A 14,638-nucleotide genomic window follows, 5' to 3' on the forward strand; every position below is an offset into this window, starting at 1 on the left:
TTAATTAGTTTTCTTAATTAGTTTTTCTTAATTAATTACAGTCGATTCAATAGAGCACTCTTTGGTTGGCTTACAGCGGCCTTTTCGTCCAGTAAATCGTTTAACAGTTCTTTGGCTAACGCCTGTGGGCTGGGTAGGTCATTGGGGTTTTCACCCGGAAACAATCGGCCGCGAGCGGCGGTAGCAAACGCGGGCAAATTGGCCAAATAGACGCCTAAATTGCTGTGGGTCTGTTCGGCGGCGACGGTGCGGCACAACTGTTCTAATCCGGCTTTGGCCACGCCGTAAGCACCGTAAAAGGCGGGGTGTTGCTTGGGTAAACGGTCCAAAATACCCACCAATTGACCATTAGGCGCTTGGGTGAGTAACGATAAGGTTTGCTGAATGATATGAAAATTAGCGTTTAAATTGGTGTGCAGCACCTCATACCATTGACTGTAATCAAACTGGGCAATAGGCGTAAACGCCGGCATAATTGCGGCGTTTAAAATAACGCCGTCTAAATGCGTGTAATACTCAGTTAACGTCGTTCGCAACTCTTTGTAGTGCTCAATGTTGGCACCCAATAAATCCAATGGGTAGAGCGTTACTTGGTCTGAATCAAGTTGATCGCACAGGTCATACAGTTTTTCGAGTTCTTTATCAATCAAAATGACGTGATGACCGCGAGCAATCAGCTCGGTGGCAAACGCTTTACCCAATCCGCTGGCCGCGCCCGTGATTAAATAGGTTTTCATAACATTTCCTTTAAATTGGAATGGGGTGATGTTGTTAAGGTTGTTAAAAATTCGGTCAGTTCGTAAGGTGTGCCAAAGTGGTAGTCGGCTTGCCAATCTTGGGCGGTAGAATCTTCTGGAATATAGCCAAATAACGCGGCCGCAGTGCGCATGCCGGCGTTAACGCCCGCTTTAATGTCACGCGGATGATCGCCAATGTACAAGCAATGTTGTGGCTCTACTTGGCACTGTTGCGCCGCTAACCACAAGGGTTCTGGGTGTGGCTTGCGCACCGCTAAAGTGTCGCCGCTGACAATGCTGTGTGGCGTACTGGGAAAGTTAAAATGGGTTAATAATTCAGCGGTAAGCCAGCCGGGTTTGTTGGTGACAATACCCCACGGAATGGCATTATTGGCCAACGCTTGCAGGCCGGCTTCTAGCGACGGAAAAAGCTGAGTGTGGCGCGCAATATTGTCAAAGTAAATTTTTAAAAAGTGCGTGCGACGCGCTTGCAGTTCGTCACCGCTTAAATCGGGAAACGCGAGTTGAGTCATGGCCAAACCGCCTTGCGACACCACTTTACGAATGTCTTGATAACGTAACGGTGGTTGTGAAAATTCTTGGCAAGTTTTATTAAGGGCGTAGGCAAAATCGTACGAGGTGTCTAATAGCGTACCGTCTAAATCAAATAAAATGCATTGAATGCTCATGAAAAAACCTTGCTTGAAAAAAAGTGTAGGGATAAAAACTAAAACCAACTAAAGCCAAAACTTTATAGCGTTAAAGGCCTTTTTGATAGGCTAATAAATAGTTCACGTCCAAATTATCAGACAATCCATAACGATTAAGCAACGGATTAAACTCAATGCCGGCGCTGTCGCGCAAGTACAGTCCGGCCTCGCGGGCCATGGCATCCAGTTCGGCTGGGGTAATAAATTTTTGATGCGTATGCGTACCTTTAGGCACCAAGTTTAATACGTGTTCGGCGGCGACAATGGCCAATAAATACGATTTGTAATTGCGGTTTAAGGTCGAAAAAAACACCCAACCGCCCGGTTTAACCAATTGAGCGGCTGCGCGAATAATCGACGCGGGGTCAGGAACGTGCTCTAACATTTCCATGCACGTTACCAAGTCAAAGCGGCTCGGGTGTTGTTGGGCAAAGTCTTCGGCGGCCACCAATTGGTAATCCACTTTAATACCCGAATCTAAGCCGTGTAACTTGGCGATGGTTAACACCTCTTTGGCCAAGTCTATGCCGGTAACGGCCGCACCCGCACGCGCAAGGGCTTCGGACAAAATACCACCGCCACAACCAATATCCAACGCTTGCATGTCTTTAAGTGTGCCATGCTTTTCTATAAACGCCAATCTGTGCGGGTTGATTTTGTGTAGCGCACCAAACTCACCTTCAAGGTCCCACCAAGTGTTGGACAGACGATTAAAATTGTCTAGCTCGCCGGCGTCGGCATTGGTGTGAGAGGCTGCGATGGTCATATGATTACTCGATTAAAGGCGTTATAGAAGGCGGGCAGTAAAATTAGCCCAAAATTATACCTAAATATGCATGGCGTTTAGAGCTTTAATTGACCAGGCCTGGTCAACTTAAAATATAGATTTGTCCAAAAAACGCCGTATTAAGCGATTTGAGCGGTTTTATTTTGGTCGGCGTTAGGGGGACGAGGAATTTTTTATTTTAGCTTAAAGACCGTTATTTGCTTATTAAACCCTAATTTTGGCTATAAATTTCGCTATAATAAGCGGTTTAGAAATTTACCACTAAGATTGGATGATCGATGTCAGTATTTGCACGTGAAATTATTCCTATTGCTCTCGAAGATGAGATGGAGCAATCCTACCTAAGTTATGCCATGAGCGTAATTGTAGGACGAGCACTTCCAGATGTAAGAGACGGTTTAAAGCCGGTACACCGTCGCGTTTTATACGCCATGAGTGTGTTGGGCAACGACTTTAATAAACCGTACAAAAAATCGGCACGTATTGTCGGGGATGTTATTGGTAAGTATCACCCGCATGGTGATACGGCCGTGTACGACACGATTGTTCGTATGGCGCAGCCGTTTAGTTTGCGTTATATGCTGGTAGACGGACAAGGTAACTTTGGTTCGGTAGACGGCGATTCGCCCGCCGCCATGCGTTATACCGAAATTAGAATGTCTAAAATGGCGCACCAATTGCTGGCCGATTTGGACAAAGAAACCGTTAATTTTTCAGAAAACTACGATGGTTCAGAACACGAACCCAATGTGTTGCCCACACGTATTCCCAATTTACTGGTAAACGGCTCGTCGGGGATTGCCGTGGGTATGGCCACCAATATTCCGCCTCACAACATCACCGAAACGGTCAACGCCTGTTTAGCCTTTATTGAAAACCCCAATATGGACGTGGCTCAGTTAATGGAATACATTCCAGGGCCTGATTTTCCAACCTACGGCATCATCAATGGCACATCAGGCATTCGCGAGGCGTATGAAACCGGTCGTGGTCGCGTTAAAATTCGCGCTAGAACTGGGGTAGAAACTGATAAGTCGGGCAAGTCGCAAATTATTGTTCACGAACTGCCCTATCAGGTCAACAAGGCACGTTTAATTGAGCGCATTGCCGAGTTGGTTAAAGAGAAAAAAATTGAAGGCATTACCGGTCTACGCGACGAGTCGGATAAAGACGGTATGCGCATTGTGATTGAACTGCGTCGCAATGAAGTCCCAGAAGTGATTATTAATAATTTGTACAAACAAACGTCCATGCAAACGGTGTTTGGCGTAAACATGGTGGCGTTAATTGAAGGCCAGCCTAAGCTGCTTAATTTAAAACAAATTATTGAGGCGTTTATTAAACACCGCCGCGAAGTAGTAACCCGCCGCACTATTTACGACTTACGCAAAGCCCGTGAAAAAGCCCATACTTTAGAAGGCTTGGCCGTGGCACTCAATAACATCGATGAGATGATTGAGCTTATTAAAGCCTCACCCAGTCCAGCGGTGGCCAAAGAGCGCATGTTAGAGCGCAACTGGCCGCTAGGGCGCGTGATTGATTTATTAGAGCGCGTTGAACTTAAAGACGTGCGCCCCGAAGACCTGCCCGAAGGCTTTGGCGCCAAAGACGATATTTACAAACTGTCGCCCAATCAGGCGCAGGCTATTTTAGAGATGCGTCTGCACCGTTTAACCGGGCTAGAACAAGATAAAATCATTGAAGAATACCGTGGTTTAATTGCCAAAATTGCCGAGTTTTTAGAAATTTTGCGCAACCCAGACCGTTTAACCGAAGTAGTCAAAGCCGAGTTGGTTGAGGTGATTGAAACCTTTGGCGACGTTCGCCGTACCGAAATTGACCATTCGTATCAAGATTTGGACGCCGAAGATTTAATTGCAGTAGAAGACCGCATTGTGACCTTGTCTAACGATGGCTACATTAAAACGCAGCCGTTAAGCGATTACCGCGCGCAAAAACGTGGCGGGCGTGGCAAATCGGCCACCGCCATGAAAGAAGAAGACGAAGTAGGTCAGCTGTTTGTGGCCAGCACGCACGACATGCTGCTGTGTTTTTCAAACAAAGGTAAGCTTTATTGGCAAAAAACTTGGCAGTTGCCATTGGCCAGTCGTGGCAGTCGCGGTAAACCTATCATTAACGTGTTTCCATTAGAAGACGGCGAGCACATTACCTCGGTACTGCCGGTAAACGAGTTTGACGAACAACGCGTGGTCTTTATGGCCACTCGTGATTCGATTGTAAAACGTGTGGCCTTAAGCGATTTTTCTCGCCCACGCGCCAACGGCATTATTGCGGTTGACCTGTCGGACGACGATGAATTGGTGGGCACGGCGTTAACCGATGGCCAGCAAGAAATTATGCTGTTTAGCAATATTGGTAAAGCCATTCGTTTTAAAGAGAGTGACGTACGCATTATGGGACGCACCGCGCGTGGTGTGCGCGGCATGAAGTTAAGCGACGGCGCTAAGGTGATTAGCATGCAAGTGGCTAAACCCGATACCTTAATCTTAACCGCGACCGAACACGGCTTTGGTAAGTGCACCCCGGTGGACGACTATTCGACCATCAATCGTGGTGGGCAAGGGGTTATCTCGATTAAAACCACCGAGCGCAATGGCCAAGTGGTCGCGGCCGTGTCGGTCAACGCCAATCAAGAAATGGTGCTTATCACCAATAAAGGTACTTTGGTACGCACTCGCGTCTCCGAAGTTTCGGTGGTCGGGCGCAACACCCAGGGCGTTAAACTGATTAATGTCACCAAAGGCGAGCAAGTGGTTGGTTTGGCGGTGGTCGATCTTGAACAAGACGACGATAGTTTGACGGATGATGTGGCAGACAATTTGGTTGACGGTTTGCCCGAAAACCTAAGCGATGCGCAAGACGCCTTGCCACAAGCCGACAACACACCAGAGTCTTAACGACAGGTTTAACGCAATACAATAAATGACCAGGCCTGGTCATTTATTGTTTTACCTTTTAGATTATTTGAAAGAAATCTTTGCTAAGGAAAATCCTCCATGACAAGAGCGTATAATTTTAGTGCCGGTCCGGCCATGTTGCCCGAACCCGTAATGCAGCAAGCGGCCGCCGAGTTTTTAAACTGGCAAAACACCGGTATGTCGGTAATGGAAATGAGTCATCGCTCAAAAGAATACATGGCGTTGGCGCATAAAATGGAAGCCGATTTACGTCAAGTAATGGCCATTCCGAGTAACTACAAAGTATTGTTTTTACACGGTGGCGCGTCCATGCAGTTTTCGGCCATTCCGTTAAATTTAACCCAACCTGGCGACACAGTTGATTATTTAAACACCGGCGTGTGGTCAACCAAAGCCATTGTTGAGGCGCGACGTTTTGTGCACGTAAACGTGGTTACCGGCGGTGAGCTTGATAATCCTGTGACCATCGCCGACCCGGTAGAATGGCACTTTAGTGAAAATGCTAAATACATTCATATTTGCGTGAACGAAACCATTACTGGTTTAGAGATGCAAACCAGCCATTTAGAGGCTGTTTTTGCCCAAGGCAAACCGGTGATTGCCGACATGTCGTCTAATATTATGTGCCGTGAAATCGACGTAAGTCGTTACGCCATGATTTACGCGGGCGCGCAAAAGAACATTGGTCCGGCCGGAATGGCCATTGCGATTGTTCGCGAAGACCTTTTGGGTTATGCCCGTGACGACACGCCTACATTATTAAACTGGCAGGTTTACGCAAATAATGAGTCGATGTTTAACACGCCGTCTACTTACTCTTGGTACTTAGCAGGCCTGGTGTTTGAATGGTTGCAATCGATTGGTGGCGTGGCGCAAATGGCTAAAATTAATGAACGTAAAGCCACTTTGTTGTACAACTATTTAGACCAATCCAGCTTTTACCACAACCCCATTCACCCCGCACAACGCTCGTGGATGAATGTGACTTTTACGCTTAAAAACCCAGCGTTAGAGACGGACTTTTTAAGCCAAGCCAAAGCCGCAGGCCTTCTCAGTTTAAAAGGTCATAAAGCGTTTGGCGGAATGCGTGCCAGCATTTATAACGCCATGCCCGAAGCCGGTGTGGTGGCGTTAATTGCATTTTTAGAACAATTTGCGGCACAAAACGCTTAATTGCCTAATCGCCTAACGCTACGGGCGCGGTTAAATTATTATTAAAAATCAACACTCAAAATAGGCCAGAGATGACAACAGAACAAGCGCAGTTGACTGAGATTCGCAATCAAATTGATGCAATCGATCAGCAAATTCAAGAACTGATTGGTCAACGTGCGGCGTGTGCGCAAAAAGTCGCTGACATTAAAACCCAAGGGGGCAATGTCAGCGCGGTTTTTTATCGCCCAGAGCGCGAAGCGCAAGTGTTGCGAGCGGTTAAAGCGCGCAACACCAGTTTGTTGCCGGACAATGAAATGGCCAAATTATTTCGTGAAATCATGTCGGCCTGTTTGGCACTCGAACACCCCATTACTGTGGCGTATTTAGGGCCAGAGGGCAGTTATTCGCACGCCAGCGTGATCAAGCAGTTTGGTTCCTCGGCGCATCCTATGGCGGTCTCCACCATTGAAGAGGTGTTTAGCGTTGTTGAAAAAGGCGAAGCCAATTACGGCATGGTGCCGGTCGAAAACTCCAGTGAAGGTGTGGTTAAAACCACCCAAAACCAATTGGTGCGCACACCTTTAACGGTGTCTGGTGAAGTCGAATTGGCGATTCACCATTGTTTGCTGTCCAACGCGCAAGAACCCGATGCGATTAAAAAAGTGGTCGCGCATCAGCAAGCTTTGGGGCAGTGCGAACAGTGGCTTAAAAACAACTTACCGTGGGCTGAGGTTCTGGCGGTAAACTCCAATGCGTTGGCGGCCAAAATGGCGCAAGCTGATCAAAGTTTGGCGGCGCTTGCCTCTAAGCAAGCGGCTCAACTCTATAACTTGCGCATTGTAGAGTCGGACATTGAAGATCAGCGCGACAACACCACTAAGTTTTGGGTGATTGGTCGAGAGATGACGCACCCCAGTGGCGAAGACAAAACCGCCTTAATTGTGTCGATTCAAAACAAGGCGGGTGCCTTGTTGGATATTTTGGCGTGCTTTGGTGATCGTAACATCAGCATGACGCGCATTGTGTCGCAACCCACTCACAATAAAGCTTGGGATTACCAGTTTTTTATTGATGTGTTAGGGCACAAAGACGACGCCAATGTAAAGCAAGCCTTACACGATGTGGCGAATAAAGCCGCTTATTTTAAGTTGATTGGTTCGTTTCCGGTGTCGCCTTTGTAAAGTGTCGATGTAAGTTTACGATTTAAACGAACGTTAAAGAATTATTAAAGAGTCCCAATTTCGATGTCGCAGCCAGCACCATTAGTACACTCAACAGCTTCAACACCCACCGCGTTAACGTCCTCTTTTAAAGAGGTGGTTTTGCCGCAAATTTTGGGAATTCATCCCTATGTTCCGGGCAAACCCATTAGCGAATTACAACGCGAGCTGGGGTTAACACGCATCACCAAATTAGCCTCTAACGAAAACCCATTGGGCGCAAGCCCCAAGGTATTAGAGGCTATTCACCAAGCCTTGGTGGACATTGCGCGTTATCCCGATGGCAGTGCTTATGAGTTAAAAACCGAATTGGCTCATTTTCTAAAGTGTCAAACCAATCAATTGGTGATTGGCAATGGTTCAAACGAACTGCTTGAACTGGTGGCACGTGCCTTTGCGGGGCCGGGTGATGAAATTGTTTACTCGCAATACGCGTTTGCCGTATACCCAATTTCGGCGCAAGTAGTTGGGGCTACGGGGGTCGAGGTAACGGCCAAAAATTGGGGGCACGATTTAGACGCTATGGCCAACGCCATTACCGCTAAAACCAAAGTGGTGTATTTGGCCAATCCCAATAACCCAACCGGTACATTGTTTAATCGCCAGGCCTGGGAGGCTTTTATAAGCCGTGTTCCCGCGCACGTGATTGTGGTATTGGACGAGGCTTACGTTGAATACGCCCAAGCGGCGGTTAACGCACAAGACTATTTAAACGGTATGGCTTATATAAACGCCCATCCTAATGTATTGGTGTCGCGCACTTTTTCTAAAGCGTACGGCTTGGCCTCATTGCGCGTGGGTTACATGGCGGGCACGCCAGAGATAATTGGCTATTTAAACCAGTTACGTGCACCGTTTAACATTAATCAGTTGGCGCAAGTCGCCGCCGTAGCGGCGCTAAAAGACGCTGAATTTGTGCAAAAAGGGGTGGCGCTTAACCAGCAGGGCATGCAGCAAATCATCACCGCTCTAAACGAGTTAAACATTGAGTCGATTGCCTCGGTAGCCAATTTTTTATGCATAAACCTAGGTGAGAAGGCGGCAAAAATCAATCAAATGCTCTTACAAAAAGGGGTGATTGTTCGCCCGGTGGCCAATTACGGTTTAACGCAATTTTTACGCGTCTCGATTGGTACACACGCAGAAAATGCCCATTTTATTGAGGCGTTGCGCGCCAGCTTGCAGGAGCAACAGGCGTGAAAAATCTGCATAAAATCACCATTATTGGCGTGGGTCTGATTGGCGGCTCGTTTGCTTTGGGGTTAAAAAAGTTAGGCTTAATTGATGAAATTGTCGGTTACGGACACAATGCCGATAACCTACAATTGGCGGTTGATTTAAACGTCATTGACTCTTTTAGCACCGACATTAAAACGGCGGTAGAAAACAGCGATTTAATTATGCTGAGCGTGCCTTTAGGGGTGATGCAAACTGTGTTGCGTGACATGCAGCCATTTTTAAAAGCCGACGCCATTATTACCGATGCTGGCAGTGCAAAAATGAGCGTGGTCGAGGCGGTGCAAGCCGTGTTTGGTGAACTGCCCAGTACATTTGTACCCGGTCATCCTATTGCCGGCAAAGAGCAATCGGGTGTGGCAGCCGCCTGTGAAGACTTGTTTAAAGCGCATCGGGTTATCTTAACGCCAACGGTAAACACCGATGCGGCGGCACTGCAAACAGTGCAATCCCTATGGCAAGCATTGGGGGCTAATGTGCAAACAATGACTCCGGCGTATCACGATGAAGTCTTGGCTGCCACCAGTCACCTGCCGCACTTATTGGCCTTTGCCTTAGTGGATTTATTAAATGAGCATGATGAACTTGGTAATGTGTTTCAGTACACCGCCGGAGGGTTTAGAGACTTTACCCGTATTGCCTCCAGTGACGCGACAATGTGGCGTGACATTGCCTTGTACAATAGCGACGCCATCAGTAAATGGCTTAAACACTATCAAAATGCCATTGGCCACTTAATTGAATTGGTTGACGCTAAAGATGGTCCTGCATTGCACCATCTGTTTTCTGAGGCCAAAGCCGCGCGTGATGAACATATTGTTAAAAAATAAAATTTAATATCCTACTTAATACCCTACTTAAAAAACAAACTTAAAGAAAATACTATGGCAAATGTAAAGTTTAAAGTTCAACCCGGTGGCGTCATTACAGGTCGTATTCGAGTGCCTGGCGACAAGTCAATTTCACATCGCAGTATTATGTTAGGCGCGATTGCAGAAGGCACTACGCATGTTACAGGGTTCTTAGAAGGTGAAGACAGCTTGGCCACTCTTAAGGCTTTTCAGGCGATGGGCGTGCGCATTGAAGGACCGCAGGATGGACGCGTAGCGATTGAAGGCGTTGGATTAAAAGGGCTTAAAAAACCGCTGCACCCCTTAGACATGGGAAACTCTGGCACCGCCATGCGCTTAATGGCCGGAATTTTGGCTGGTCAAGACTTTGAGTGTGAGTTAATTGGCGATGCGTCGCTCTCCAAACGCCCGATGAAACGCGTCACCGAACCCTTAAATTTAATGGGTGCCAATATTGAAACGGCACCTGGGGGCTTTCCTCCATTAAAAATAAAAGGCACCGGAACAAGTTCGCTCAAAGCAATTGACTACACCTTGCCCATGGCCAGTGCACAGGTTAAGTCTTGTGTGTTGCTGGCCGGTCTGTACGCGCAAGGCACAACGTGCACAACCGAACCAGCACCCACTCGTGACCATACCGAACGCATGCTGAATGGTTTTGGTTATCCGGTACACAGCACTAAACTAGACAGCCAACGCACTCAGGCGTGCTTGCAAGGCGGCGGGCGATTAACGGCGCGTCCTATTGATGTGCCGTCGGACATCTCATCGGCGGCGTTTTTTATGGCCGCCGCCGCGGTATCCAAAGGCTCTAATTTGGTCATTGAGCACGTTGGCATGAACCCAACACGAGTAGGCATTGTCGAAATTTTAAAATTAATGGGTGCCGACATTACGCTTGAAAACCCGCATGAAGTCGGCGGCGAACCCGTTGCAGACATTCATGTACGCTATGCACCCCTTAAAGGCATTGCCATTCCAGAAGCGTTGGTGGCGTTAGCGATTGATGAGTTTCCAGTGTTGTTTGTGGTCGCGGCCACAGCACAAGGTCAAACGGTGTTAACCGGTGCAGAAGAGCTGCGCGTAAAAGAGTCGGATCGCATTCAAGTCATGGCCGATGCGCTGCACACCGTTGGTATTGATGCTGTACCCACCGAAGACGGCATGGTGATTAATGGTGGCGTGCAAACGGCTCAAAAGGGGACTATTTTAAGTCACCACGATCATAGAATCTCTATGGCCATGACCATCGCGGGTTTAAATGCGGTGGCTGAGCTAACCATTGACGATTGCGCCAATGTAAACACCTCGTTTCCAACGTTTATTAAGTTAATTAATCAGGTCGGCATGCAGGTAGACGTTATTAAGGGCGATTTATAATGTCTTTGTTTAATGCACATTCCAATGAGTCTAACCCCATCATCCCCGTCGTTACCATTGATGGCCCCAGTGGGGTCGGCAAGGGAACCTTGGCGCAGTATTTAACCTGCAAAACCGGTTTTCATTTATTAGACAGTGGAGCTATTTATCGCGCTTTAGCGTATGGCGCAGTGCAAAATAGTTTAGACGGCACAAATCTACCAGGCCTGGTCAATTTGGCGTTAAATTTACCGGTTGAATTTATGTCCACCAGTATTTTATACAACGGCGTCGATGTCACTGCATCGGTTCGCACAGAAGAAGTGGCTGCGGTAGCCTCAACGCTCGCCGCAATCCCCGAAGTTCGCAGTGCGTTATTAGCGCGTCAAAAAGCCTTTGCACAAGCCCCAGGGCTAATTGCAGATGGTCGTGACATGGGTACAGTCGTGTTTCCAGACGCACCCGTAAAACTGTATTTAACCGCTTCGGCCGAAATTAGAGCACAAAGACGCGTTAATCAGTTGAAAAACCAAGGACTTAATGCTAATATTCGCAAAATAACTCAAGACATCCAAGAACGCGATGAACGCGATTCAAATCGTGTTGCAGCGCCTCTTAAACCAGCCCAAGACGCAGTGGTTCTAGATACTACGCACTTAAGCATCGAAGACGTTTGCCAGCAGGCTATGTCCTTGTTGTGGCAAAAAGGTTTAATAAAATAAGTTTTAAAGCCAGCCTTATACAAGCCAAACTTTAAAACTTAGGTAGATGTGAGTTAACTTTCAACAGCGGTATCTGTAATAACTTGGTAATAACTTTTTCGTTAATACTTCTTTTGTTTTACACCCCACTGTATTGATTGACGTTTTTTGAATCCCTGGTTTCTATTGTAGAAACTGGGGATTTTATTTTAGTTGGCCATTGGGAGGCCAACCTTAATTAATTGACCCGACTGCTGTTTAATACTCCCATTTGAGATTAGCAGTCGGCTTGAACTATTGGTAATGTTATCCATGAGTGAATTATCTTTCGCGGAATTATTTGAAGAGTCCTTACAACAAGGTCGTTACAACACCGGTTCTTTAATTATTGGTACGGTTGTTGGTATTGATAAAGAAACCGTTTTAGTTGATGCAGGTATGAAATCTGAATCAGCCATCCCTAAGTCTCAGTTCCTAAACGCAAACGGTCAGTTAGAAGTAGCTGTTGGCGATGAAGTCGAAGTTTATCTAGAAATGCTAGAAGATGGATCGGGTGAAACTCGTCTGTCTCGTGAAAAAGCAAAACGTGCTAAAACTTGGGATCGTCTTGAAGCCGCTATGGAAAACAGCGAAGTCGTTATCGGCTTGGTTACTGGCAAAGTTAAGGGTGGTCTAACGGTTGATGTTGAAGGCGTGCGTGGTTTCTTACCAGGCTCACTTGTGGATATTCGTCCAATCCGCGACTTTGGCTTCCTAGAAGGCAAAGAAGTTGAAATGAAATTAGTTAAACTTGATCGTAAACGCAACAACGTGGTGGTTTCACGTCGTGCCGTTATCGAACAAGAAAGCTCTGCAGAGCGTGAAGCTATTCTTGCCAACATGGAAGAAGGTTCAGTGCTTAAAGGTATCGTTAAGAACCTAACTGACTATGGCGCATTCATTGATTTGGGTGGTGTTGATGGTCTATTGCACATTACTGACATGGCATGGCGTCGTGTTAATCACCCATCTGAAATCGTGCAAGTGGGCGATGAGATTGACGTTAAAGTTCTTAAGTTTGACAAAGAACGTAACCGTGTTTCTCTTGGTCTTAAGCAGCTTGATGAAGATCCATGGGCAGACATGGTTGCTCGTTACCCAATGGGTTCTGAAGCCGTTGGTAAAGTGGCTAACATCACCGATTACGGCGCATTTATCGAAATCGAAGATGGTATTGAAGGGTTGGTTCACACGTCAGAATTGGATTGGACTAACCGCAACATTCACCCGTCTAAAGTGGTTCACCTTGGACAAGAAGTACGCGTGAAGATTCTTGATGTAGATCAAGAACGTCGTCGTATCTCTTTGTCAATCAAGCAGTGCACTGTTAATCCGTGGGAAGGCTTCTCAGCCACTCACGCGAAAGGCGATAAAATCTCTGGAAACATCAAGTCAATTACTGACTTCGGTATTTTCATTGGTTTAGACGGCGGGATTGATGGTTTGGTTCATTTAACAGACATTTCTTGGAATCAACCTGGTGAAGAAGCGATTCGTGACTTCAAAAAAGGCGATGAACTAGAAACAGTTATTCTATCAATCGATCCTGATCGCGAGCGCATCTCTTTAGGTCTTAAGCAGTTAGAGCAAGACCCATTTGGTCAGTTTGTAGCTGAAAACGGTAAAGGCAGCATTGTTGAAGGGATTGTAAAATCTGTTGATGACAAAGGTGCTGTGATTGATTTAGGTCCTGAAGTTGAAGGTTACTTACGCGCATCAGAATTACTAGAAGACACGCGTGATGCTTCAAGCATTCTAAAAGAAGGCGATAAAGTATCTGCCAAAATCACCAACATTGACCGCAAAAACCGTTCAGTTTCTTTGTCTGTAAAAGCGAAAGAAGCTCAAGAAGAAGCGCAAGCCATTAAAGGTTACACGGATCAAACACCTGTTGCCGGAACTACTTTTGGTGATCTGTTCAAGGATAAGATGTAATCTGAAGAGTTCTTTTTAGCGCCTTTTTAAAAAGGGCGTTTATCAAGTCTTTTGTGGCTCAACATTCGTTGAGCCATTCTTTGGTCTTAAGTTCAATATTTGAAGACTCTCTTTGTAAGAGATAAAAAGAGCAATATCAAATGACCAAGTCAGAATTAATTGAACTCATTGCAAGAAAACAGACTCAGTTTACACAAAAGGATGTTGAAATTGCCGTGAATCAAATTGTAGATGCGATGATTGATAGCTTGTCTAAAGGTGAACGAATTGAAATTCGTGGCTTTGGCAGCTTCAGTCTTCATCATCGAAAAGCTAGAGTGGGCCGCAATCCTAAAACAGGTGAAACGGTAACCCTTTCTGATAAACGTGTTCCGCACTTTAAGCCTGGAAAGTCTTTAAGAGAGCGAGTTGATGCATCTAAAGAAAGTACTGACATTCTAGTTTGAATAAAAAAGAGGGGCTACTTTGGTAGCCCCTTTTTGTTTATTGCTCTATAATTCTTGTTTTACCATAAACAAAGAGCAATCTATGCTTAAGTTACTCTCTCTTATTGTCACGCTGGTAGTTTTGGCGCTAGGCATTTCTCTTGGTGTATTAAATGCGACACCTGTTGAATTAAATCTTTTTTTAATAAAGCCTACTTTGCCATTAAGTTTAGTACTAACTCTTTTCTTTATTGCTGGTTTTCTTTTAGGCGCGTTAATTATTTCTATGCAAATTATTCGCATTAAATGGCATTTGCGCAAACAAATTAAATTAAATCAAAAACAAGCCGATGAAATTATTCAGCTTAAAAAGTTTAATCTTGAATCACAAGCAGAATTAAAAAAACCAGCTAACAGTATGATTAATTTGAAATAAAAGCAGGAAAATTTTAACCATTTTTGGCCGCACATCCACTCGTGCAAAGGTCTCTATTACACTAAACATTACCTTTATCTTTTTTTGACACAACCCCAAACACTAAAC

Annotated in this window: 13 protein-coding genes; 10 read left to right on the top strand and 3 right to left on the bottom strand. The window is 45.9% G+C overall.

The window, feature by feature from the left end; translation table 11 throughout:
* Window positions 1-35: 35 nt before the first annotated feature.
* The 3 genes from EP181_RS06140 to ubiG all read right to left on the bottom strand — a co-directional run bounded on the left by EP181_RS06140 (window position 36) and on the right by ubiG (window position 2,213).
* The gene (locus EP181_RS06140; RefSeq protein ID WP_127470869.1) at window positions 36-737 is read right to left on the bottom strand and encodes an SDR family NAD(P)-dependent oxidoreductase; all 702 of its coding nucleotides are present in this window, start codon (window positions 735-737) and stop codon (window positions 36-38) included.
* Window positions 734-1,426, bottom strand: coding sequence for an HAD family hydrolase (locus tag EP181_RS06145; RefSeq protein ID WP_127470870.1), 693 nt, complete (start codon window positions 1,424-1,426; stop codon window positions 734-736). The genes EP181_RS06140 and EP181_RS06145 overlap by 4 nt, the downstream gene beginning before the upstream one ends.
* Before the next feature lie 70 nt (window positions 1,427-1,496).
* Window positions 1,497-2,213, bottom strand: a complete 717-nt coding sequence (gene ubiG / locus EP181_RS06150; protein WP_127470871.1) for a bifunctional 2-polyprenyl-6-hydroxyphenol methylase/3-demethylubiquinol 3-O-methyltransferase UbiG — start codon at window positions 2,211-2,213, stop codon at window positions 1,497-1,499.
* Between the two features lie 299 nt (window positions 2,214-2,512).
* On the opposite strand from ubiG, the gene gyrA reads away from it, so the two are divergent.
* The 10 genes from gyrA (at window position 2,513) to EP181_RS06200 (ending at window position 14,530) form a co-directional block, all read left to right on the top strand.
* Entirely contained in the window at window positions 2,513-5,152 is a 2,640-nt protein-coding gene (gene gyrA, locus EP181_RS06155; protein ID WP_127470872.1) for a DNA gyrase subunit A, read from the top strand.
* A gap of 99 nt (window positions 5,153-5,251) precedes the next feature.
* Window positions 5,252-6,346, top strand: coding sequence for a 3-phosphoserine/phosphohydroxythreonine transaminase (gene serC, locus EP181_RS06160; RefSeq protein WP_127470873.1), 1,095 nt, complete (start codon window positions 5,252-5,254; stop codon window positions 6,344-6,346).
* A 71-nt stretch (window positions 6,347-6,417) separates the two neighbouring features.
* A complete protein-coding gene (pheA, locus tag EP181_RS06165) occupies window positions 6,418-7,509 on the top strand; it encodes a prephenate dehydratase (protein WP_127470874.1) in 1,092 nt (363 codons plus the stop codon).
* A gap of 63 nt (window positions 7,510-7,572) precedes the next feature.
* Window positions 7,573-8,748, top strand: a complete 1,176-nt coding sequence (gene hisC, locus EP181_RS06170; RefSeq protein ID WP_127470875.1) for a histidinol-phosphate transaminase — start codon at window positions 7,573-7,575, stop codon at window positions 8,746-8,748.
* A complete protein-coding gene (locus EP181_RS06175; RefSeq protein ID WP_127470876.1) occupies window positions 8,745-9,614 on the top strand; it encodes a prephenate dehydrogenase in 870 nt (289 codons plus the stop codon). The genes hisC and EP181_RS06175 overlap by 4 nt, the downstream gene beginning before the upstream one ends.
* 54 nt (window positions 9,615-9,668) lie before the next feature.
* Window positions 9,669-11,015, top strand: coding sequence for a 3-phosphoshikimate 1-carboxyvinyltransferase (gene aroA, locus EP181_RS06180; RefSeq protein WP_127470877.1), 1,347 nt, complete (start codon window positions 9,669-9,671; stop codon window positions 11,013-11,015).
* The gene (gene cmk / locus EP181_RS06185) at window positions 11,015-11,716 is read left to right on the top strand and encodes a (d)CMP kinase (protein WP_127470878.1); all 702 of its coding nucleotides are present in this window, start codon (window positions 11,015-11,017) and stop codon (window positions 11,714-11,716) included. Before aroA ends, cmk begins: the two co-directional genes overlap by 1 nt.
* Before the next feature lie 291 nt (window positions 11,717-12,007).
* A complete protein-coding gene (rpsA, locus tag EP181_RS06190; protein ID WP_127470879.1) occupies window positions 12,008-13,669 on the top strand; it encodes a 30S ribosomal protein S1 in 1,662 nt (553 codons plus the stop codon).
* 140 nt (window positions 13,670-13,809) lie between these two features.
* Window positions 13,810-14,115, top strand: coding sequence for an integration host factor subunit beta (locus EP181_RS06195; protein ID WP_127470880.1), 306 nt, complete (start codon window positions 13,810-13,812; stop codon window positions 14,113-14,115).
* A gap of 82 nt (window positions 14,116-14,197) precedes the next feature.
* Window positions 14,198-14,530: a LapA family protein gene (locus tag EP181_RS06200; protein WP_127470881.1), complete on the top strand. Its 333-nt coding sequence runs from the start codon at window positions 14,198-14,200 to the stop codon at window positions 14,528-14,530.
* Window positions 14,531-14,638: the final 108 nt, after the last annotated feature.

This window comes from Thiomicrorhabdus aquaedulcis (genome assembly GCF_004001325.1).
GTDB lineage: Bacteria > Pseudomonadota > Gammaproteobacteria > Thiomicrospirales > Thiomicrospiraceae > Thiomicrorhabdus > Thiomicrorhabdus aquaedulcis.